Source organism: Arthrobacter sp. SO5, from assembly GCF_020532805.1.
GTDB lineage: Bacteria > Actinomycetota > Actinomycetes > Actinomycetales > Micrococcaceae > Arthrobacter.
This window is the reverse complement of sequence record NZ_MQTQ01000027.1, coordinates 28,599-50,528: the sequence shown is the minus strand read 5'-3', so window position 1 is coordinate 50,528 and position 21,930 is coordinate 28,599. Positions and strand designations below refer to the sequence as shown.

General features: G+C 67.2%; 20 protein-coding genes and 1 pseudogene. 11 read left to right on the top strand and 10 right to left on the bottom strand.

The features are described 5' to 3' along the window. The 6 genes and pseudogenes from BJG92_RS04920 to BJG92_RS04895 all read right to left on the bottom strand — a co-directional run. Positions 1 to 212 (bottom strand): annotated as a pseudogene (locus BJG92_RS04920) (hypothetical protein); the annotation flags it as partial. 112 nt (positions 213 to 324) lie between these two features. Continuing rightward, the gene (locus BJG92_RS04915; protein ID WP_232082901.1) at positions 325 to 1,395 is read right to left on the bottom strand and encodes a Gfo/Idh/MocA family protein; all 1,071 of its coding nucleotides are present in this window, start codon (positions 1,393 to 1,395) and stop codon (positions 325 to 327) included. Positions 1,396 to 1,538: 143 nt separating this feature from the next. Continuing rightward, on the bottom strand, positions 1,539 to 2,639 hold the full coding sequence (locus BJG92_RS04910) for a sugar-binding protein (RefSeq protein ID WP_232082900.1): 1,101 nt from the start codon (positions 2,637 to 2,639) through the stop codon (positions 1,539 to 1,541). A gap of 73 nt (positions 2,640 to 2,712) precedes the next feature. Continuing rightward, positions 2,713 to 3,981: a multiple monosaccharide ABC transporter permease gene (gene mmsB, locus BJG92_RS04905; RefSeq protein ID WP_232082899.1), complete on the bottom strand. Its 1,269-nt coding sequence runs from the start codon at positions 3,979 to 3,981 to the stop codon at positions 2,713 to 2,715. A 4-nt stretch (positions 3,982 to 3,985) separates the two neighbouring features. Continuing rightward, complete coding sequence (gene mmsA / locus BJG92_RS04900) at positions 3,986 to 5,593, bottom strand: multiple monosaccharide ABC transporter ATP-binding protein (protein WP_232082898.1); 1,608 nt, start codon at positions 5,591 to 5,593, stop codon at positions 3,986 to 3,988. Positions 5,594 to 5,722: 129 nt separating this feature from the next. Then, a complete protein-coding gene (locus BJG92_RS04895) occupies positions 5,723 to 6,913 on the bottom strand; it encodes an ROK family transcriptional regulator (RefSeq protein WP_232082897.1) in 1,191 nt (396 codons plus the stop codon). A 334-nt stretch (positions 6,914 to 7,247) separates the two neighbouring features. Here BJG92_RS04895 and BJG92_RS04890 point away from each other — a divergent pair, with 334 nt between their 5' ends. Further along, positions 7,248 to 8,069, top strand: a complete 822-nt coding sequence (locus BJG92_RS04890) for a nitrilase-related carbon-nitrogen hydrolase (RefSeq protein ID WP_232082896.1) — start codon at positions 7,248 to 7,250, stop codon at positions 8,067 to 8,069. Here the strand turns inward: BJG92_RS04890 and BJG92_RS04885 are convergent. Beyond that, complete coding sequence (locus BJG92_RS04885) at positions 8,048 to 9,784, bottom strand: PucR family transcriptional regulator (protein WP_232082895.1); 1,737 nt, start codon at positions 9,782 to 9,784, stop codon at positions 8,048 to 8,050. The genes BJG92_RS04890 and BJG92_RS04885 overlap by 22 nt on opposite strands. A 103-nt stretch (positions 9,785 to 9,887) precedes the next feature. On the opposite strand from BJG92_RS04885, the gene BJG92_RS04880 reads away from it, so the two are divergent. Then, on the top strand, positions 9,888 to 11,429 hold the full coding sequence (locus BJG92_RS04880) for an amino acid permease (protein ID WP_232082894.1): 1,542 nt from the start codon (positions 9,888 to 9,890) through the stop codon (positions 11,427 to 11,429). Then, positions 11,426 to 13,132 (top strand): NAD(P)/FAD-dependent oxidoreductase, encoded by a 1,707-nt coding sequence (locus BJG92_RS04875; RefSeq protein ID WP_232082893.1) that lies wholly within the window; start codon positions 11,426 to 11,428, stop codon positions 13,130 to 13,132. The genes BJG92_RS04880 and BJG92_RS04875 overlap by 4 nt, the downstream gene beginning before the upstream one ends. 13 nt (positions 13,133 to 13,145) lie before the next feature. Here the strand turns inward: BJG92_RS04875 and BJG92_RS04870 are convergent, their stop codons facing one another. After that, entirely contained in the window at positions 13,146 to 13,664 is a 519-nt protein-coding gene (locus BJG92_RS04870; RefSeq protein WP_232082892.1) for a gamma carbonic anhydrase family protein, read from the bottom strand. A gap of 90 nt (positions 13,665 to 13,754) precedes the next feature. On the opposite strand from BJG92_RS04870, the gene BJG92_RS04865 reads away from it, so the two are divergent. Next, complete coding sequence (locus BJG92_RS04865) at positions 13,755 to 14,273, top strand: DUF2231 domain-containing protein (protein ID WP_232082891.1); 519 nt, start codon at positions 13,755 to 13,757, stop codon at positions 14,271 to 14,273. Positions 14,274 to 14,292: 19 nt separating this feature from the next. Here BJG92_RS04865 and BJG92_RS04860 read toward each other — a convergent pair whose 3' ends face one another. Both BJG92_RS04860 and purU read right to left on the bottom strand, forming a co-directional pair. Continuing rightward, entirely contained in the window at positions 14,293 to 14,706 is a 414-nt protein-coding gene (locus tag BJG92_RS04860; protein ID WP_232082890.1) for a class I SAM-dependent methyltransferase, read from the bottom strand. Positions 14,707 to 14,727: 21 nt separating this feature from the next. Continuing rightward, positions 14,728 to 15,588, bottom strand: coding sequence for a formyltetrahydrofolate deformylase (gene purU / locus BJG92_RS04855; protein WP_232082889.1), 861 nt, complete (start codon positions 15,586 to 15,588; stop codon positions 14,728 to 14,730). A 302-nt stretch (positions 15,589 to 15,890) separates the two neighbouring features. Between purU and glyA the strand changes: the two genes are divergently transcribed. The 7 genes from glyA (at position 15,891) to BJG92_RS04820 (ending at position 21,928) form a co-directional block, all read left to right on the top strand. Next, positions 15,891 to 17,192 carry a serine hydroxymethyltransferase gene (gene glyA, locus BJG92_RS04850; protein ID WP_308011629.1) on the top strand — a complete coding sequence of 434 codons (1,302 nt, stop codon included), beginning with the start codon at positions 15,891 to 15,893 and terminating at the stop codon, positions 17,190 to 17,192. A gap of 4 nt (positions 17,193 to 17,196) precedes the next feature. Continuing rightward, positions 17,197 to 18,126 (top strand): bifunctional methylenetetrahydrofolate dehydrogenase/methenyltetrahydrofolate cyclohydrolase, encoded by a 930-nt coding sequence (locus BJG92_RS04845; RefSeq protein ID WP_232082888.1) that lies wholly within the window; start codon positions 17,197 to 17,199, stop codon positions 18,124 to 18,126. 134 nt (positions 18,127 to 18,260) lie between these two features. Next, complete coding sequence (locus BJG92_RS04840) at positions 18,261 to 19,208, top strand: ABC transporter ATP-binding protein (protein WP_232082887.1); 948 nt, start codon at positions 18,261 to 18,263, stop codon at positions 19,206 to 19,208. After that, entirely contained in the window at positions 19,201 to 20,052 is an 852-nt protein-coding gene (locus BJG92_RS04835) for an ABC transporter permease (protein ID WP_232082886.1), read from the top strand. Before BJG92_RS04840 ends, BJG92_RS04835 begins: the two co-directional genes overlap by 8 nt. Beyond that, complete coding sequence (locus BJG92_RS04830) at positions 20,049 to 20,882, top strand: ABC transporter permease (protein ID WP_232082885.1); 834 nt, start codon at positions 20,049 to 20,051, stop codon at positions 20,880 to 20,882. The genes BJG92_RS04835 and BJG92_RS04830 overlap by 4 nt, the downstream gene beginning before the upstream one ends. A 9-nt stretch (positions 20,883 to 20,891) precedes the next feature. Next, positions 20,892 to 21,248: a VOC family protein gene (locus BJG92_RS04825; RefSeq protein WP_232082884.1), complete on the top strand. Its 357-nt coding sequence runs from the start codon at positions 20,892 to 20,894 to the stop codon at positions 21,246 to 21,248. 104 nt (positions 21,249 to 21,352) lie between these two features. Beyond that, complete coding sequence (locus tag BJG92_RS04820; RefSeq protein ID WP_232082883.1) at positions 21,353 to 21,928, top strand: hypothetical protein; 576 nt, start codon at positions 21,353 to 21,355, stop codon at positions 21,926 to 21,928. The last annotated feature ends 2 nt before the right edge of the window (positions 21,929 to 21,930 follow it).

Genomic DNA, 21,930 nt, shown 5'->3' with positions numbered 1-21,930 from the left:
CTTGTTTCAACGGTGCTTGCCGGCCCCGCCGCGGGTGCCGTGGCGAACGCGACGGCCGTGCTGGAGTCACCCATCAGCGGGACGGAAGTGGCGGCGTCGTCGGCGTTGGCAGCTGTCGCGGAGAGCGCCAGCCAGGCGAGTCCGGCGACGCCGGCCAGGATCACCCGCCGGATCGGGCGGCGCATGCGCAGCGGAGCTGTTGCTGGGTCCATGCGCACACCCCATTCCCCGAGAGTTCGACGATTCCTACAGGGTAAGTCCGGGCGACGGGGCGAGTCCAGAGCTCGCGCTAAATTCGGCGGTCTCCGGTGCCGGGTTCCAGCCTCAGCGGGCGTCGTTCGGGTAGCTGATGCCCAGCTGTGCGCGGACCCCGTCGAAGAGCCGCATGGTGTTCAGGGAGTCCTCCAGGGGCATGACCGGGCTCTCGGTGAGACCCTGCTGGATGCAGCGGGTGACCTCGCGCAGCTCGTAGCTGTAACCCCGCCCCAGCACGGCAAAGTGCTCGCGGCGCGGGTCGTCGAAGCCGAGCCGCACCTGGAGTTCCTTGGGGTTGTTGATCGAGCCGCTCGTCTGCAGGAACCCCAGTGTCCCTGCCACGGTGGCCGTGCGGGGACCATGCGCCAGCAGGGACGACGTGAGCTGCGCCTGGGCGCCATGGTGGTACCCGAGAGTCAGCGCGTTCTGGGCGTCCACGCCGTCGTCATTGAGCCAGCCCGTGGCGCTGACGGTCTGCGGGAAGCCCAGGGTGCCGAGCGCCCACAGCAGCGGATAGATCGTAAGGTCCAGGAGGGCGCCGCCGCCGTCCTGTGGTGCCCAGAGGCGGGAGGTGGGCGAATACGGCGCCGGGAAACCCAGGTCCGCCGCGACCCACTTGACTTCGCCGATCTCGCCCGAGTTGGCGATTTCGAAGGCGCGCTGCATGCTCGGCAGGAAACGGCTCCACATCGCCTCCATCAGGAAGAGCCCCTTGTCCCGGGCCAGTCCTATGAGCTCGGAGGCCTCCCGGGCGTTGACCGTGAGGGCCTTTTCGCAGAGAACGTGCTTGCCGGCGGTCAGGGCCGCGAGCACGATTTCGTGGTGGTGGGCGTGCGGCGTGGCGACGTACACGACGTCGACGGCGTCGTTGGCGAGCAGCCGCTGGTAGCCCGTCCGGCCCTCCTTGTCCCCGTAGGCCCGCGCAAAGCCGTAGTCCGCGGCGAAGGCATCGGCGGCGGCCTGGGTCCGTGAGCTGACCGCGTAGAGCTCGGCGTCGGCGAGGAGCTGCAGGTCGCGGGTGACGGACGCCGCGATACCGCCGGTGGCGACGACGCCCCAGCGGAGTCGGGCTCCGGTGGCGGTGCGGGGATCCTGGTCCGCCTGGCCGAACAGCCAGGGCTTCGCGATGGGGACAGTCATGGAGCCATCCTCTCACCCGGCCCGGCGGTGTGCCTGTTTGCACTGAAGGGTGCAGAAGAGCCCCGGCCCTCCCTTACGGGGGAGCCGGGGCTCTTGTGTTGCCCGGGGCTTAGCGCCTCAAGCGGCGGTGCCTGTAGCCGGAACTACTTGGTGATCGGTCCGAGTACCGGATCGTTCGCGTAGGCCGTCTTGACGTTCTCCTTGGTCACGATGACCGGCGTCAGCAGGTAAGCCGGGACAACCTTGACCTTGTTGTTGTAGGACTTGTCGTCGTTGACCTCAGGCTTCTTGCCCGCCTGGACGTCATTGACCATGGTGATCGAGTGCTCAACGAGCGCGCGGGTGTCCTTGTTGATGGTGGAGTACTGCTCGCCCGCCATGATGGACTTGACCGACTCAACCTCGGAGTCCTGGCCGGTGACAACCGGAATCGGCTTGCCGGCGGCCTTGACGGAGGTGATGACCGCGCGGGCCAGGGTGTCGTTCGGGGACAGCACGCCGTCAAGCGCGGCGCTGCTGTAGGTTCCCGCGAGCAGGGTGTCCATGCGCTTCTGGGCGTTCTCTGCCTTCCAGCCCTGGGTAACGGCCTGCTCGAAGGACGTCTGACCGGAGACAACCTTCAGGGTGCCGTCGTCGATCTTCGGCTTCAGGACACTCATGGCGCCGTCGAAGAAGACCTTCGCGTTGGCATCATCAGGGGACCCGGCGAACAGTTCGATGTTGTACGGGCCTGAAGGCTTCTTGGCCTTCATGCCGTCGAGCAGTGCCTGGCCCTGGAGTTCACCGACTTTGAAGTTGTCGTAGGCCACGTAGTAGTCCACGTTCTCGGTGTTCAGGAGCAGACGGTCGTAGGCGATGATCGTGGCGCCGGCGTCCTTGGCCTGCTTGAGCTGGGTGCCCAGCTGCGCACCGTCGATCGCGCCCACGATGATGACCTTGTCGCCCTTGGTGATCATGGCGCTGATCTGGTTCTGCTGCTCCGAAACGCCGCCGTTTGCGAACTGTACGTCCGGCTTGTAGCCGGCTGAGGTGAGGCCGTCGTTGAACAGCTTCTCCGCCAGGACCCAGTTTTCCGAGGTCTTCTGCGGGAGCGCTACACCGATGGCGGAGCCCTTCGGGAATGCTTCGCCGCCGGAGGAAGAACCGCCGGTGGTACCGGTGTCGGCACGGCCGCAGGCTGTCAGCGCCAGTGCCGCAATAGCAGCGATTGCTGCTGCCTTTCCTGCTTTACCAATCATTCGCATTGCTTGGTTCACTTTCTTTAGATGGGTCCGGAAACTCCGGGGAAAAAGTAGCGAGAATGGTTCAGGGAGCGGGCTAGGCGCCCGTGGAGATGACCTCTTTGGTGGATGTCGTCTCGTCGGCCTTGATCTCATTGCTGCGGCTGAAGTTCTTCATCATCAGGCCAATGATCGACTTCTTGCCCTGGGTCTTGTTGTAGACGTCGAATGCGACGGCGATCAGGAGCACGAGGCCCTTGATGATCTGGGTGAGGTCGGCGCCGACGCCGAGGAGCTGCAGGCCGTTGTTGAGCACGGCCATGACCAGGCCGCCGATGATCGAGCCGATCACGGTGCCCACGCCACCGGTGACGGCCGCGCCGCCGATGAAGACGGCCGCGATGGCGTCCAGTTCCCAGCCGACGCCGTCGAACGGGCCTGAGGCGGTGGAGCGGCCCACAAAGATCATGCCGGCGAGGCCGGCCAGCAGGGACATGTTCATCATGACCAGGAAGTTGACCTTCTTGGACTGGACGCCGGAGAGCTCCGCAGCATGCCGGTTGCCGCCGACGGCGTAGATGTGGCGGCCGATAACGGTTTTGGAGGAGATGAAGCCGTACACGAGGATCAGGACGGCGAGAATCAGGCCCGGCACAGGGAATGACGTGCCCGGCCGGCCGGTGGCGAAGAGGTAGGTCGCGTAGAGGATGGCGCCGCAGATCAGGACCAGTTTAAGGACCATGACCCAGGCCTCGGGAACTTCGGCGCCAAGCGCATTGGCCTTGCGGCGGGAGCGGATCTCACTGAAGATCACGAATGCGACGGCGAGAAGGCCGATCAGCATGGTGGGGTTGTTGTAGCCGGTACTCGGTCCGAACTCAGGCAGGTAGCCGGAGCCGATGTACTGGAAATCCCCGGGAACCGGGATGGTGTTTGACTTGCCGACGAACTGGTTGGCGCCGCGGAAGATCAGCATGCCGGACAGTGTCACGATGAACGCGGGAATGCCGACATAGGCCACCCAGAATCCCTGCCAGGCTCCGATCAGGACGCCCAGCCCCAGCCCCAACAGGACGCCGATGTACCACGGCACTCCCCAATCGCGGATGAAGAGGGACACGCAGACGCCCACGAAGGCGGCGACCGAACCGACCGAGAGGTCGATGTGGCCGGCGATGATCACCAGAACCATGCCGATGGCGAGGATCAGGATGTAGGAGTTGCCGTTGAAGAGGTTGATGACGTTGCCCGACGTGAGCGTGCGGCCCTCAGTGAAAATCTCGAAGAACACGATCAGCGCAACGAGGGCGAAGATCATGCCGAATTGGCGGGTGTTGCCGCCAAAAAGCTTCTTGAGCGCGTTCATTGTTTCAGTCCTTGTTTCCGGGTAGTTCGGCTAATTCTTGGATGGTCCCAGAGGGTGAGGCGGTCTTGCGGGTGGAGGTCATGAGTTTCATGAGGCTTTCCTGGCTGGCTTCGCCCTTGTTCAGCACGCCAGTGATGGCGCCTTCGAAGATCGTGTAGATGCGGTCCGACAGGCCCAGCAGCTCGGGCAGTTCCGAGGAAATGACGATCACGGCCTTGCCCTCGTTGGCCAGCTTCTGGATGATGCCGTAGATCTCGTACTTGGCCCCGACATCGATCCCGCGGGTGGGCTCGTCCAGGATCAGCACGTCCGGGTCGGTGAACATCCACTTCGCCAGCACGACCTTCTGCTGGTTTCCGCCGGAGAGCTTCGCGACGCCTTCCTCCACGGAGGGCGCCTTGGTCCGCAGCGACTTCCGGTATTCCTCCGCGACCGAGAATTCCTTGTCCGCATCCACCACGTAGTGCTTGCTGATCTTGCGCAGGTTCGCCGAGACTGTGGTGGCCTTGATGTCATCGAGGAGGTTCAGGCCCAGGGACTTGCGGTCCTCCGTGACGTAGCCCAGCCCGGCGTCGATCGCCTGGCGGACGCTCTTGAGCTGCAGTTCCTTGCCGTCTTTGTAGACATGGCCCGAGAGGTAGCGGCCGTAGGAGCGCCCGAACACGGACCGGGCCAGTTCGGTGCGACCGGCCCCCATCAAGCCAGCGAACCCGACGATTTCGCCGCGGCGGACAAAGAAGCTGGAGTTCTTGCAGACCAGGCGGTCCTGGATCTGCGGGTGCCCGACGTTCCAGTCCTTGACCTCGAAGAGGACATCGCCGATCTTTGGCTCATGGTCCGGGAAGCGGGACTCCAGCGTTCGGCCGACCATACCCTTGATGATGCGGTCCTCGTCGACGCCGTCGGCCTTGACGTTCAGCGTCTCGATCGCCTTGCCGTCGCGGATGATCGTGATCTCATCCGCGATCTGCTCAATCTCGTTGAGCTTGTGGGAAATGATGATCGAGGTGATACCGCGGCCCTTCAGGCCCAGCATGAGGTCCAGCAGGTGCTGGGAATCGGACTCGTTGAGCGCTGCCGTGGGCTCGTCCAGGATCAGGAGCTTCACCGACTTGTTCAGCGCCTTGGCGATCTCGACCAGCTGCTGCTTGCCGACGCCGATCTCCTTGATGGGAGTGTCCGGGTCCTCCCGCAACCCCACCCGGGCCAGCAGTTCGGTGGACCGCAGCCGGGCCTCGGCCCAGTTGATCACGCCGCGCTTGGTGGGCTCGTTGCCGAGGAAGATGTTCTCCATGATGGAAAGTTCCGGGATAAGTGCGAGCTCCTGGTGGATGATCACGATTCCGGCGGCCTCGCTGGCGCGGATGTCCTTGAATTCCTGGACCTGGCTCTGGTACACGATGTCGCCGGTGTAGGTGCCGAAGGGGTAAACGCCCGAGAGGACCTTCATGAGAGTGGACTTGCCCGCGCCGTTCTCACCGCAAATGGCGTGGATCTCGCCGGCTTTCACGCGCAGGCTCACCTCGGACAATGCTTTAACGCCGGGGAACTCTTTGGTGATGGAGCGCATCTCGAGAATTATCGGATCGCTGTGCGTGTTGAGGGACGTCATCTGCCCTTACGCCTCCAATGCATGACTTCGTTGTCCGCCCCTACAAACCGCAGGGCCGTCTGATGAAAAAGTAAACTGGATCACGGACTTGTCGTCAAGTCTTTAACGCAACAGGCCGGTAACGAATGCTCAGTTGCGCCGGATTGCGGCATGTTGGAAGACCAGCGCAGCGGCGCCGAGAGCCTCGGCGCGGTCCCCCAGCGAGGACATCGTGAGCGTGGTGGTCTCCCCGATCACGGGTACAGCGTGCCGCACCAGGCCTCTGCGGATCGGGTCCAAAAGGAGTTCCCCCAGTCCGGCCAGCGGCCCGCCCACCACGATCACCTCAGGGTTGATCAGGTTCGCCACGTTTCCGAGCGCGCGGCCGACGGCGAGTCCGGCGTCGTCCACGACGCGCAGGGTCGCGGAGTCCCGGGCGATCGCCTTTCGGACGATGTCCTCCGGTGTCAGCGGTCGGTCCTCGCCTCGACTCAGGAGCTCGATCATGGTGGTGGTGGAGGCGATGGTTTCCAGGCAGCCCCTGTTGCCGCAGCGGCAGATCAGCCCCAGCTCGTGGATCGTGGCATGGCCAATTTCGCCGGTAATCCCGACGTTGCCATAGTACGGTGCCCCGTTGAGGATGAGCCCGGCGCCGATTCCCGAGCCGATCTTGAGGAACATCAGGTTGCTGATGCCGCTGTGGGGCCCCCACGTGACCTCGGACAGGGCGCCCAGATTGGCGTCGTTGTCCAGGAAAACGGGGAGCTGCAGGGCCTCTACGAGGCATTCCAGGATGTTAATGCCGACCCATTCGGGCAGGATGGCGCCCTGCGCCACGCTCCCCGTGCGCCGGTCGATGGGGCCGGGAATGCCGACCCCCGCGCCTACGAGTGCGGTGCGTTCCACGCCGCTTTCGGCCAGGAGTCGGTCCAGCACGCCGACCGCAGCGGTAATTCCCTCCTCGGCGTGGTGGCCCAACGGCAGCAGGACGGCCTCCTCGGCGATCACCTGGTAGCTCAGGGAGGCCAGGACGACGCGCAGGTGCCGGCGGCCGAAATCGATGCCGACGGCGACGGCGCCGTTGCTGTTGAGCCGGACGTTCAGGGCCCGCCGGCCGGAGCTCGTGGTGGGTTCGGTGGATGCCAGCCCGGCGTCCTGCATGATCTTGACGATGTTCGAGACCGTCGCCGTGGAGAGGCCTGTCTGACGTGCCAGCTCTGCCTGCGTAGAGGGGCCCGCCAGCAGGCATTCGATGATCCGCTGTTGGTTCAGGTGCCGGAGCGCAGACTGTGATCCGGGGTTTTTGGTTCGGCTCCTCGTTGAGCTCGATGGTGAGGGCATGACATGAAGCGTGACGCATTCCGGGCTTGTAGTCAAGAAGTTAACGCATGGCTGGTCCGGTTCCCCGTCCGAACGGACGTACGGTTCCCCGGTGGCGGACCTGAGGACGCCCTGTACATGGCCTGATGACGCCCTGCGGACGCCCTGTCCGTGCCCTGATGACGCCCTCAAGATGCCGGCCGCGGATCGCCAGCCGGGTCCCCTGGGCATTCCGCACTGAAGGAGGCTCGTGCGGGCGGAAATGCACTGGGACGGGGATTGTGCGGCACGGCTACGCTGGAGGAGAAGAACGTCCGCGACAAAGCTCGGACGTCGCTGAGACGCTGAGGTGGTAATGGTGCTGCTGGCCCTGATGCAGGCGAACGCCGTCGTGCTGGATGTGGAAGCCAACTGTCGGGCGGTCGACGGCGCCGCGCGGACGGCCGCTGCCGCCGGCGCGCGGCTGCTCCTCACCCCGGAACTCTTCCCCGTCGGCTATGCGCCGCTGCGGCTTCGATCCGAGCTGGACCCCGGCAGGCTCCCCCTCATCCGGCAGGAGCTGGCGGAGATCGCCCGCCGGCACGGCATCGCCCTGGTCTACAGCCTCCCCGCCGTCACCGGGGCGGGGGAGTGGCAGATCACGGCCACCCTCGTCGATGAGCACGGGACTGAGCTGCTCACCTACGCCAAGGTGCACCTCTTCGGCCCGGCGGAGCGCCAGGCGTTCGTTCCCGCCGCGGCCGCTCCGGCTGTGGTGGACTTCCACGGCGTCAGGACGTCCCTGGTGATCTGCTACGACGTTGAATTTCCTGAGTCCGTCCGGGCCGCCGCAGTGCGCGGCGCCGAGTTGGTGCTGGTCCCCACTGCCTTGGCTGCGGGATTTGAGTCCGTTCCGCAGGTGCTGGTCAGGGCGCGGGCGCTGGAAAACCAGCTCACCGTGGCTTACGCCAACCACTCCGGTACGGAGGACGGCTGTGATTTCCTGGGCGGCAGCGTGGTCGCCGCTCCGGAAGGCTCGCTGCTGGCAGCCGCCGGAGCGGGGGCCGAGCTGTTGTTTGCTGAGCTGCCGGAGCCGCGGCCCGGCGACCGGCCCCACGACCGGCCCGGCGCCGCCGGCCAGGACGTGGCGTATCTGGCTGACCGGCGGACCGAGATCTACCGCTCGTGGGGCAGCTGAGCGCCTTCCGGTCCGGGGGCGGATAGCAGATCCACATCGCCCGTGTATTGCAGCGCAATCCAGAGTTCGGCCCGGACCTGGGCCTGGTTAAGGTCTGTCTCCAGCAGCTCCGCCAGCATCCGGACCTGGCGCCGGATGCTGTTGCGGTGCAGGCCCGTGGCCTTCGCCGTCGCGTCCCAGCTGCCGTTTTCGCCGAGCCAGGCGCGCAGGATGCCGAGCAGTGCATCCCGCCGTTCCGGCTCGAGCGCCAACACGGGTGCCAACAGCCGGGCGGCCAGCATGGCGCCGGCCTCCCTGCCCAGCAGTCCCGTCACGGACCACGCCACCTCATCGGCCCGGACGCTGTGTCCGGTGGCCTCGACACGGCTGCGAAGCGCCGAGGCGCGTTGGTAGGCGCTGGCCAGGCCGGGGAACTCGGTGGCACTCCCGATCACGAGCCGCCAGCCGAGTCCTTCAACCCCGGCCAGGAGGGCGTCGTCGACCTTCAGCCTCGTGATGGCGGCAAAGCCGTAGTCCGTGTGCTCCACCAGCTTGGTATCAAACATCCTGCGCCATTCCAGCAGTTCCCGGACCGGGCTGTCGCCGGATCGGGCAGGGCCGGTTCCGGGGGCGCCGGCCGGTGCGTCCGCACGCGCTGGAGCGGCCGGCCGGAGGCCCTGCACCACGCGCAATTGCCCGGACCGGGTGGACGAGACGCTTTGGGCCAGGAGGTCCTTGAGCCCGTTGACATGCCGAACCCCGCCGGTGGCCACGCTGTCCGGATGCAGCAGCAGCGCGGTGGCCAGCTGGCTGGGGGCCAGCGAGCCGCTGGTGCGCTGGCGGACCAGCAGTTCCAGGAGACCGACGGCAGAGGAGACCACGCTGTTCTGGGCCGGAGTGAGCGGCGCGTCGGTGCCTAGGACCAGGGCACCCAGGTTGGCGTCCCGGGTGCTGCGCAGCGGGTAGCCGAAAACCAGCGCCGAGCCGGCCGCGTCGAACGAGTCCATCTCCACGCGGGGGCCCCTTCCGGCCAGCAGCTTCGCCAACAGGGGCTGCAGCCGGATCGCGTCCACGGCCGCTTCCGTCCCGCCGCGGTGGGTGCCCCGTGCCCCGCGGGCCCGCACCCGGCCGTCGGCGCCCACGAGCACTGCCCAGACCGGAACCCGGTGGACCAAAGCGGCCAGGAGTTCGTGCTCGGGCCGTGCCGACAGCACGGCGCGCATCAGCTGCCTGTTCGTCTCGGCCAGTTGCCGGAACGTGGTGGCGTTCTCGGACTCCAGCAGCTGGGAGAACGCCAGCCCGACGGCGGCGAACGGAACAGTGTTCGGGACGGCCACGAGGGTCAGGTTGTGCCGCTGGCAGGCCCGGACGACGGCCGCCGGGACCGCGGCGAAATAGGGTTCCAGGCCGAATCCGAGGGCGCCGACCCGCGCCGCGACCAGCCGCTGCACATAGGCATCCACCCGGTCCTCGTCGCCGCCCTCGTCCAGAAACGGCAGGCCGGCCGTGAGCAGGAATTCGCCGTCGAGCAGGTAGGGAGTGGGATCCTCCAGCTCGCTCGGCTCCACCCAGCGCAGCCGCTCCCCGGCGTTCCCGCCGTCGTGCAGGACCGCCAGTTCCGGCGGCAACTGGTGCAGGAACTGCGCCAGGGTGACGAAGCCCAGCCGCTCGGAGGGTTCGGCAGCCACGGGCGCCACGTGCGCTCCCATCCGGTGCGGGAGTGCATTAAGTCTCATGGATGTAGACTATAGGGCATTTTGCACAGCTTTGAGAGCTGCCTCACACGCCTAGGCTGGGCGGTGGGAAAAACGACGACTACTGAAGAAAAGGACGTCAACGATGACTGTGCCAACTCTTATTGGACAACGGCCGCCGGCCGCCACGGGCCGTCCCGGCCTCACCGCGCAACTGCTCCGCCGCAAGCCAATCGGGCAGCTGGTCGCCGAGGCGGAAACGGGCCACGGCGGAACACGCCTGGTCCGCAGTTTCGGCGTAGTGCACCTGACGATGATCAGCGTCGGCGCGACACTTGGCACCGGCATTCTGGTCATCCTCGGCGATTCGGTGCCGCTGGCCGGCCCGGCCATCTGGATCTCCTTCGCGATCGCCGGGCTGGCGGCCCTGCTCTCCGCCGTCTCCTACGCGGAGATGGCCGGGCTTGTGCCCGCGGCCGGGTCGAGCTACTCGTACACGTACGCGACCATGGGCGAAGGCATGGCCTGGATCTGCGGCTGGTGCCTGGTGCTCGAATACGCCGTCTCCGTGGCCGCCGTCGCGGTCGGCGCCGGGCAGTACGTCAACGAGGCCCTGGCCGTCTTCGGCCTGGCGCTCCCGGACGCCATCTCCCAGCCACCCGGCGACGGCGGTGTGCTCAACGCGCCGGCGATCGTCATTGTGGTCCTGGCCATGGCGCTCCTGATCCGCGGTGCCAAGGAAAGCGCCTGGATCAATACCGCAATCGTGCTGGTCAAGGTCGGCATCCTGCTGTTCTTCTGCGCCGTGGCCTTCACCGCCTTCAACGGCGGGCACTTCGAGCCGCTCATGCCGATGGGGGCAGCCGGCGTGTCCGCCGCCGCGTCCCGGGTCTTCTTCTCCTACATCGGGTTCGACGCGGCCTCCACGGCGGGCGAGGAAGCGCGGAACCCGAAACGGGACCTGCCGCGGGCGATCCTGCTCTCCATGCTGATTGTCACCACCATCTACGTACTCGTCGCCGTTGCGGCGATCGGCGCCCGGCCGTGGGGCTGGTTCGACGGAACCGAAGCGGCCCTCGTGAAAATCCTCGAGGAAACCACGGGACAGCCGTGGGTTGGTGTGGTGTTCGCCGTCGGCGCCGTCCTGGCCATCGCCAGCATCGTGCTGACCGTCCTCTACGGACAGACCCGCATCCTGCTCTCCATGGCCCGGGACGGGCTGATCCCCAGGGTCTTCGGGCGCGTCTCGCAAAAGACCGGCACCCCGGTGGCCGGCACGCTGATCGTGGGCTCCGCCGTCGCGCTGACGGCCGGGCTCGTGCCGCTTGGCGCACTGGCGGACGCAACCAGCATTGGCACCCTGTTCGCCTTCGCGCTGGTCAATGTCGCCGTCATCTACCTGCGGCGCACCCGGCCGGAGCTCGAACGCAGCTTCCGCGTGCCGCTGTTTCCGCTGACACCCGTGCTCGGCGCTGTCATGTGCGCCTACCTCATGGCTAATCTCGGCGCCCAGACGTGGGCGGTCTTCGGGATCTGGATGCTCGTCGGCGTGGCGGCGTACTTCGGGTACGGCCGCAGGCACTCCCGGGTAGCAGCCCTGAGCCACGAGGAATACCGTGAACTATCCAACGCACGCACGTCCGACGCCACGTCCGACGCCGAACCGATGAAGGCTGACATCTTATGACCACCGCCACCGAACTGCCGGCACCCGTACCCTCAACGCCGGACTCCGGCCCGGGGGTGCCGCCCATCACCATGCTGAATCCGGATTTCCCGTTCAGCTACGATCACTTCCTGGCCCATCCGGCCGGGCTGGGCTCAGTCCCGCCGGCCTTGTACGGTACCGAGGTTGCCGTCGTCGGCGCCGGGCTCTCCGGCCTGGTCACGGCCTATGAGTTGATGAAGCTGGGGCTGCGCCCGGTGGTCTACGAGGCGGACCAGATCGGCGGGCGCCTGCGGACGGCCAGCTTCCCCTCCGCCCCCGGCGTGGTTGCGGACCTCGGCGGGATGCGCTTCCCCGTTTCCGGCAAGGCGTTCTACCACTATGTGGAGCTGCTCGGGCTGGAGACCCAGGAGTTCCCGAATCCGCTGTCCGCCGCCACCTCCAGCACGGTGATCGAGCTCGCGGGCAAGAAGCACTACGCGACGACGGCGGCGGACCTGCCGCCGTTCTTCCTCGAGGTCGCGCAGGCCTGGAAGGCCGCCGTTAACGACGGGGCCAAGTTCGGCCAGATGCAGGACGCCATCCGGGCCCGGGACACGGCCCGGATCAAGGAACTGTGGAACGCGCTGCTCCCGGAACTGGACGAACAGACCTTCTACGGCTTCATCGCCGGCAGCGCGTCGTTCAAGGATGCCGGGTTCGCCCACCGCGAGGCGTTCGGCCAGGTGGGCTTCGGCACCGGCGGCTGGGATACCGACTTCCCGAACTCCATCCTGGAAATCCTCCGGGTCGTATACACCGACGCCGACGACCAGCACCGCCTCATTGCCGGCGGGGCGCAGCGGCTCCCGGAGGCGCTGTGGGAGCACGCGCCGTCGGGCATGGCCCACTGGCCGGACGGAACCTCCCTGGCATCGCTGCACGCCGGCGCCCCGCGCGGCGCCGTGGACCGGATTGCGCGTGAGGGCGACGGCGACTTCCACGTGCGGGAACGCTGGGGACGCGAGTCCGCCTTCCCCGCCGTCGTCACGACCTGCCAGTCGTGGCTCCTGTCCACCCGCATCCACACCAAGGAATCGCTGTTCCCGGCCGAGCTGTGGACTGCGATTGAGCGCTCGCACTACATGCAGTCGTCCAAGACCTTCGTGATGGTGGACCGGCCCTTCTGGAAGGACATCGATCCCGCCACCGGACGCGAGGTCCTGTCCATGACCCTGACGGACCGGCTGAACCGTGCCACGTATCTGCTGGACAACGGCCCGGACAAGCCCGCCGTGATCCTGCTCTCCTACACCTGGAACGACGACGCGCTGAAATGGCTGGCGCTGGACGCGGACGAGCGGGTGGAGCTGATGCTGCATTCACTGGCCCAGATCTATCCGGATGTGGACATCGCCGGCCACATCGTCGGCCAGCCGATCACCGTCTCCTGGGAAGCGGACCCGAACTTCATGGGCGCCTTCAAGGCGAACCTTCCCGGGCATTACCGCTACCAGCAGCGCCTCTTCAGCCACTTCAAGCAGGACAAACTCCCGGCGGAGCAACGCGGGATCTTCCTCGCGGGCGACGACGTGTCCTTCACCGCAGGGTGGGCTGAAGGTGCCGTCACCACCGGGCTGAACGCGGTCTGGGGCGTCGTCAACCACCTGGGCGGGCAGTCCGCGGCGGGCAACCCCGGTCCCGGCGAGCTGCTCGCGGAACTGGGTCCGATCGAGCTGGACTAGGGTCCCTCGACGGTCAGCCGTGCAGTTCCCGGTGGGCGCGGGCGAGCTCCTGGTAGTGCGCGGCGTTCTGCTGGACACCGGCGAATTCCTCGTCGCTCAGTCCGCGCCGCACCTTCCCGGGGACTCCTGCCACAAGCGAGCGGGGCGGCACCACGGTCCCTTCGAGCACCACCGCGCCGGCGGCGATGAGGGAGCCGGCGCCGATCACAGCGCCGTTGAGGATGGTGGCGCTCATGCCGATCAGGCAGTCGTCCTCGACGGTGCAGCCGTGCACGACGGCACTGTGGCCGACGCTGACCCGGGCCCCGACGGTGCAGGGGAAGCCGGGGTCCGCGTGCAGCACCACGTTGTCCTGCAGGTTGGTGCCGGCGCCCACGCTGATGGCGGCGGTGTCGGCCCGGACGGACACTCCATAGAAAGCGCTGGAGTTCTCCGCCAGGGTGGCCCTGCCGATCACCGAGGCGCTGGGTGCTATGAAGGCGGTTTCGTGGACGGCCGGGGTGTCCCCGGCGAAAGCGTAGATGGGGGTCATGCCTCCAGCCTAGGACACGGGCCCTTGCCTCCGGGCCGGCGCTGAGTAGGATCGGGGCCATCAAACGCGCTGTCCGGGAGGTGGTCCGCTATGACGGGAAACGGGATGTTCCTTCGACTGATGCAGCGGCTGGAGGAGTCCGACCGCCTCGACCCGGCCGTCCACGCGGCCGAACCGCTCGCGGCCCGGCTCGTGGCCAACCGCCGGCTGCGCAGTTTCTTCCACGGCGACGCGACCGGCATTCCGCCTCACGTCATCGCCACCGATGTGCCCTTTGGGGCCTGGTTCATGGCGATCTTCCTGGACCTGTTCCCGGACCCGGGCTCCCGGCGGGCTGCCGCGAGGCTCGTCGCCCTCGGCGTCGTCGCCGCCGGTCCCACCGGACTGAGCGGCTGGGCCGAATGGGCCCGCGCCGACCACTCCACCCGGCGCGTCGGCGTCATCCACGCCGCAGCCAACCTTGCCGCCACGCTGATCTTCCTGGCCTCGTGGGTTGCGCGGAGCAGGGAGCGCCACCGTTTGGGCGTGCGCCTGGCCCGGCTGGGAGGAGTCGTGCTGATCCTCGGAGGGTTCCTCGGCGGGTACATGCGCAGCGCGAGCCGCCCCTGAGCACGGGTACGGATGTTTTTCAGGCGGGGGAGCGGAGGACGGTGAAACCCTGTCCGTGGTCGGGGTGGCCGGGTTCGGGAAGCACGACGGCGATCGGCGCCCCCGGGGACGCGACCCGCCCCAGCTCGCGGACGACGTCGTCCCACTCCCCGGGCGGCAGCGCCGCCAAGGCGTCCACCGCCCATACGGACGGGAACGCCGAATCGGCGAAGGGCAGGACCCCGGCCGCCGCGACCGAGGCCTCCAGGCCCCGGGCACGCGCGGCATGGATGTTCTCCTCGGACGGGTCAACGCCGGTGAAATGGATGCCGGCCTGGACGAACAACAGCCCGTCCGCTCCCGCCCCACACGCGAGGCCCAGCACCGAACGCCGGCCCTCGGACTTGAGCAGGGCCACGAACCCCGCCAGTTGGTCTTCCCTCACAGCTGCCACACCCCTAGTCAATGACCGGTGTCAGTTAAAGACAACCGTCCGGTTGCCGTCGAGCAGGACGCGGTGCTCTGCATGCCATTGCACGGCCTGGGCGAGCGTGCGGCCCTCCACGTCCCGGCCCATCTGCACGAACTGCTCGGCCGTGCGCCGGTGGTCCACCCGGATGACTTCCTGCTCGATGATCGGCCCCTCGTCCAGGGCAGCCGTGACGTAGTGCGCCGTTGCGCCGATGAGCTTCACGCCGCGGGCATGGGCCTGGTGGTAGGGCTTGGCGCCCTTGAAGGAGGGCAGGAACGAGTGGTGGATATTGATGGCCTCGCCGGTCAGCTCGGTGCACAGCTCGTCGGAGATGATCTGCATGTACCGGGCCAGGACGGTGAGCTCGACGTCGTGCTCTTTCATCAGGGCGCGCAGCGCGTCCTCGGCCTGGACCTTGGTCTCCGGCGTGACGGGGATGTGGTGGAAGGGGATGCCGTAGAACTCGGCCAGGCCCTGGAGGTCACGGTGGTTGGAGACGATGGCCGGGATCTCGATGGGGAGCGTGCCGGAGCGCTGCAGGAACAGCAGGTCGTTGAGGCAGTGCGCGGAAGTGCTCGCCATCAGCAGGGTCCGGACCTTGCGTCCTGCCGGGTTGAGGCTCCACCGCATCGCGAAGGCCTGTGCCACGGGCTCCAGGGCGGCCTCCAGCTCGGCGAGGGAGGCCGCCGTCGTCGCCTCGACCCGCATAAAGAAGGTGCCGGTACCCTGGCTTCCGTACTGCTGGGAGTCCGTAATATTGCAGCCCGCCACAAGGAGCGCGCCGGCGACGGCGTGCACGATCCCGGGCCGGTCGGGGCAGGAAAGGGTCAGGATGTAGGAAGCTGTCAGCTGGTCGTCAGTCACGGTGACCAGCCTACCCGCGCGCGGCGGCGGGCCTGGGGTATTCTTAACCCGTCGCAACTGGCGTTGGGTGGTTAACCACCAGGGAGCGGCACTTACGAAGACCACGGATCGTACGCCTGGGCCGAGGGTCATGTTTTCCGGTTGGCAGCGCCACGCTGCCAACCCGCCGTCGGCGCCCGCAAGGGCTGCCGGTCCCTGGCGCGTGTCCCGTCTTCCGGGAGCCGTAATCTAGGGGCGCCGCCGCGGGCCAGCCGGTAACCTGACCTCAAAAGCACTGCCCGTAGCCAAGCCAGGAGTTCTTCGTGACTACTTCCGTTAGCCTTACCTCAGCCGCCGTGAGCAACCAGCCGCTGGCCGAACTCGATCCCGAAATCGCCGCAGTACTGGCCCAGGAGCTGGGCCGCCAGCGCGGCACCCTGGAAATGATCGCCTCGGAGAACTTCGCCCCGCGCGCCGTCATGGAGGCCCAGGGCTCGGTCCTGACCAACAAGTACGCCGAGGGCTACCCGGGCCGCCGCTACTACGGCGGCTGCGAGTACGTCGACATCGCAGAGCAGCTCGCGATCGACCGCGTCAAGGAGCTCTTCGGCGCCGAATACGCCAACGTCCAGCCGCATTCCGGCGCCCAGGCCAACGCCGCGGCGCTGTCCGCCATGATCAAACCGGGGGACAAGATCCTGGGCCTGTCGCTGGCCCACGGCGGCCACCTGACCCACGGCATGAAGCTGAACTTCTCCGGCAAGCTTTACCAGGTTGCCGCGTACCAGGTGGAGGAAGGCAACTTCCGGATAGACATGGACAAGCTCCGCGCGCAGGCCATCGCCGAGAAGCCGCAGGTCATCATCGCCGGCTGGTCCGCGTACCCGCGCCACCTGGACTTCGAGGCTTTCCGCTCGATCGCCGATGAGGTCGGCGCGCTGCTCTGGACCGACATGGCGCACTTCGCCGGCCTCGTGGCCGCCGGACTGCACCCGAGCCCGGTCCCGTACTCCGACGTCGTCACCTCCACCGTCCACAAGACCCTCGCCGGCCCGCGCTCCGGCGTGATCCTGGCCAAGCAGGAGTGGGCCAAGAAGATCAACTCCAACGTCTTCCCGGGCCAGCAGGGCGGACCCCTCATGCACGTGATCGCCGCCAAGGCCGTCGCGTTCAAGATCGCCGGCACCGAGGAATTCAAGGAACGCCAGGAGCGCGTCCTCGAAGGTGCCAAGATCATCGCCGACCGGCTCAACCAGGCCGATGTGTCCGACGCCGGGGTCTCCGTGCTCACCGGTGGCACGGACGTGCACCTGGTCCTGGTGGACCTGCGGAACTCCCAGCTCGACGGCCAGCAGGCGGAAGACCTCCTGCACTCGGCGGGCATCACCGTGAACCGCAACGCCGTCCCGTTCGACCCCCGCCCGCCGATGGTCACCTCCGGCCTGCGGATCGGCACCCCGGCCCTGGCCACCCGCGGCTTCGGCGCCGAGGAGTTCACCGAGGTTGCCGACATCATCGCCACCGCGCTGAAGGCCGGTTCCGCGACGGACATCGAGGCGCTCCAGTCCCGCGTGGACAAGCTCGCCGCCGACTTCCCGCTGTACCCGCAGCACGAGCAGTGGTAACGCCATGACCGCTGCTGACTCCGCAACCGCCGCCCGGGCACACACCGCCCGGATCCTCGACGGCAAGGCCACGGCTGCCGCCATCAAGGCCGAACTCACAGACCGCGTCGCGGTGCTCGCGGCCAAGGGCATCGTCCCGGGACTGGGCACCATCCTGGTGGGCTCCGACCCCGGCAGCACCTGGTACGTGGCCGGCAAGCACAAGGACTGCGCCGAGGTGGGCATTACCTCCATCCGCCGCGACCTGCCGGAGGAAACCACCCAGGAGGAACTCCTGGCCGTGGTCCGCGAGCTCAACGAGAACCCGGACTGCACCGGCTACATCGTCCAGCTCCCGTTGCCCCGGCACATCGACCAGGACGTCATCCTGGAGGCCATGGATCCAGACAAGGACGCCGACGGCCTGCACCCGATGAACCTGGGCCGGCTCGTCGCCAACGTCAACGGACCCATGAAGTCCCCGCTGCCCTGCACGCCGAAGGGCTGCGTGGAACTGCTGACCCGGCACGGCGTCAACCTCAACGGCAAGCGCGTGCTTGTGGTGGGCCGCGGTGTCACCATTGGCCGCCCGGTGGGGCTGCTGCTGACCCGCAAGGACGTCAACGCCACCGTCATCCTGGCCCACACCGGCACCGTGGACCTGCCCGCGGAACTCCGGCAGGCCGACGTCGTCATCGCCGCGGCCGGGCAACCGCACATGATTAAGGCGGCGGACCTCAAGCCGGGCGCCATCGTGCTCGACGTCGGCGTCAGCCGGGTCGATGACGGTTCCGGCAAGGCCGTGGTCACCGGAGACGTGGACCCCGACGCGGCCGGCGTCGCCGCCTGGCTCTCGCCGAACCCCGGGGGAGTGGGGCCGATGACCCGCGCGATGCTGCTGGCCAATGTGGTGGAAACCGCGGAACGCCAGCTGGAAAGTGAACACGGGAGCTAACGAGCTAATCGGGTGGCGGAACGGCAAACGTCCGGATTTTTACGAAAAGACTCTTTCATAGTTCGGCAGTATCCACTACCGTGATTTGGGTGCCTGAACTCGACTCTAAAGAATCCTCCCCCAAGGAAGCTCACGTGAGCCCCGCCGAAACCGGCCCGCCGCAGTATGTGATCACGGCCGAGAACCTGACGAAGCGCTACGGCGACGTGGTCGCCGTCGACGGCATCTCCTTCTCCGTCCCCGCCGGGGAGGCGTTCGGCCTGCTCGGTCCCAACGGGGCGGGCAAGTCCACCACCATGAAGATGATCGGCGGGGTGTCCCAGCGGACCTCCGGGAGCCTGAGCATCATGGGCCTGGACCCGGACCAGAACGGGCCGGAGGTGCGGGCGCACCTTGGCGTCGTCCCACAGCAGGACAACCTGGACGAGGAACTCAAGGTCCGGGACAACCTGCTGGTCTACGGCCGCTACTTCGGCCTGCCGATGAGCTACCTCAAGCCCAAGGCCGACGAACTGCTGGAGTTCGCCCAGCTCACGGACAAGGCCAAATCCAAGGTGGACGCCCTGTCCGGCGGCATGAAGCGGCGGCTCACGATCGCGCGCTCCCTCATCAACGAACCCCGGATCCTGCTCCTGGACGAACCCACCACCGGGCTGGACCCGCAGGCGAGGCACATCCTCTGGGACCGGCTGTTCCGGCTCAAGGAGCAGGGCGTAACCCTGATCCTCACGACGCACTACATGGACGAGGCGGAGCAGCTCTGCGACCGCCTGATCGTGGTGGACAAGGGCAGGATCATGGCCGAGGGTTCCCCGGCCAGCCTGATCCGCGAATACTCCACCCGCGAAGTCCTGGAGCTGCGCTTCGGCTCGGAACGCAACGCCACCATCGGCGCTGAACTCAAAGGCATCGGCGAACGGCTCGAAACCCTGCCGGACCGCGTCCTGATTTACGCCCACGACGGCGAGGCCGCCCTCGAAGAGGTCTCCGCCCGCGGGCTGCGGCCGGTGACGTCGCTGGTGCGCCGGTCCTCGCTCGAGGACGTCTTCCTGCGCCTGACCGGCAGGAGCCTCGTTGAGTAGGGCGGAGACGACGGCCACTACCGCGCTACGCGCCCATTCGCCGGAGGTCTCGGCAGCCCGCGCCCGGCGGTGGGGGTCGCTCTACTTCGCCGAACACGTCCTCCGGGTGATGAAGAGCTACGGCTGGACCATCATCATGTACGGTGTCGGGCAGCCGGTCGCGTACCTGTTCGCCATGGGCGTGGGGCTCGCAAGCCTCGTCGACACCAGCAGCACCCCAATCTTCGGCGGCGTCAGCTACCTGGTCTTCATCGCCCCGGCCCTGCTGGTCTCGGCCGCGGTCATGACGGCCGCCAGCGAATTGACCTTCCCGATTATGGACGGTTTCAAGTGGCGCCGCGTCTTCTACGGGCCGCACGCCTCGCCGTTGACGCCGGAGCAGATCGCCCTCGGACAGATCATCGCCGTCACTGTGCGTTTTCTGCTGCAGTCCGCGATCTACTTCGCCGTCGTCGCGCTGTTCGGGGCGTCCCCGAGCGGCTGGGGCTGGGTCTCGATCCTGGTAGCCACCCTCGCGGGTTTGGCTTTTGGCTTGCCGCTGATGGCCTACGCGGCCTCGATCAAGCAGGACAAAGGCCAGTTCGCCATGGTCATGCGGTTTATCGTGATGCCGCTCTTCCTGTTTTCCGGCACCTTCTTCCCGCTGGACACCTTGCCCCTCGCCGTGCGCTGGATCGGCTGGATCTCACCGATCTGGCACGGCACCGAGCTGGGCCGGGTCTTCAGCTACGGCTACCCGGAGGCCCCGTTGCTGACCATCGCGCACGTCGTCTTCCTGCTGGCCCTCACGGTGCTCGGCTGGGGCCTGACAAAACGCCAGTTCATCAGGAGGATGGCCGGATGAGCGCCGTCACCACTAGCCACAGCGCCACGGAGGCCGCACGCAACCGGAAGTTCGGGCCGCTCTACTCCCGGAACGTCCGGGCCGTGATCGCCCGCGGGCTGATGGCCACCAAGAGCAGTAACTGGATGGTCATGCTCTCCGGCTTCTTTGAACCCGTGCTGTACCTGATTGCCATGGGTGTGGGCCTGGGGCCGATCGTCGGCTCGGTGCAGGGCCCCGGCGGAGCGGAGATTTCCTACGCCGCCTACATCGCCCCGGCGCTGCTGGCCGTCTCCGCCATGAACGGCGCCGTCTACGACTCCACGTGGAACGTCTTCTTCAAGATGAACTTCGCCAAGCTGTACCAGGGCATGCTGTACACCTCGCTGGGGCCGCTGGACGTCGCCATGGGGGAGATCTTCCTGGCCCTGCTGCGCGGCTTGATGTACGCCACCGGCTTCACCGCCGTGATGGGCGTCATGGGGCTGATCGCCACGCCGTGGGCCGTCCTCATGATCCCGGCCGCGGTGCTGATCGCGTTCGGTTTCGCGAGCTTCGGCATGGGCATCACGAGCTTCATGAAGACGTTCCAGCAGATGGACTGGATCAACTTCGTGATGCTGCCGATGTTCCTGTTCAGCGCCACGTTCTATCCGCTGAGCGTGTACCCGCAGTACATCCAGTGGTTCATCCAGGCCATGCCGCTGTGGCACGGCGTGGAGCTGCTCCGGCAGATCAGCGTGGGAGCCTTCACCCCGGCGACGGCGGTGCACATCGGCTACTACCTCGTCATGATCGCCTGCGGCCTGCTGCTCACCACCGGCCGGCTCCGCCGGCTGTTCCTCAAATAAGGAGATCCCGTGATCGGAACATGGCACGCACTCGTGATCGACTGCGAGGATCCGGACAGGCTCGCAGGCTTCTACCAGGAGCTCCTGGGCATGATCCGGGTGCAGGAGGACGCGGACTGGATTTCGATCGGCGACGCCGCCGACCGTCCCGCCGTCGCATTCCAGCGCGTGGACCGGCTGGTCCGGCCGCAGTGGCCCGATGCCGGGCATCCGCAGCAGATGCATGTGGATGTGAAAGTCGGTGACCTCGACGCAGGCGAGGCTGAAGTCCTCCGGCTCGGCGCCACGCGCCTCCCGGGTGGCGGAAAGTCCTTCCGGGTGTACACGGACCCGAGCGGCCACCCCTTCTGTTTGGTCCTGTCCTGAGCCGACGTTCCTGATCCGACGTTCCTGATCCAAGCCCGGGGCGGAACGTTCGCCCCGGGTGGAAGCGGGCCGCCGCGCTGCGGGGGGTTTGCCATAATGGGGGAATGCAATCTCTGGGCAACTCCGCGTCTTCCAAGCCGTCCGCGAACACCTCCGGCACCGCCAAGTTCTCGATGTTCCGCGTCAGCGGACCAGGAATGATGGTCTTCATCGTCGCGTTCGTCGTCGCGGTGATCTTCGCGGCGAACCAGAACGACGTCGTCGGGTGGGTCGTCGCGATCATCGCCGGCTTCTGGCTGGCCCTGGCTGCCTATGTCGTCTTCAGCATCCAGAAGGCGGCCAGGAAGGCCGGCGCCAAGCTCACGGAAGCGCAGAACGCCTTCAACGCGGCAACCGGCCGGGCGCCGTCGTCGGTCACTAGCGACTCCGACGGCGTCCGCACGGTGACGGTGCGCCGGGACGCCGACGAGGTCCGCGACCTGAAGCTGGACCACTCGTTCAAGATCGTGCAGGTGCAGGTCCGCGTCGTGGAGCAGGAGCGCGCCAAGGGCGCCGCCTCGGACCAGGACACGATCCGCCGGGCGCTGGAGACCATTGAGATCACCGCCACCAATGCGCGGGGCATGATCAGGTCCTCGGGCGATACCGACGAGCCCGTCACCGGAACCGTCATCGACTAGAG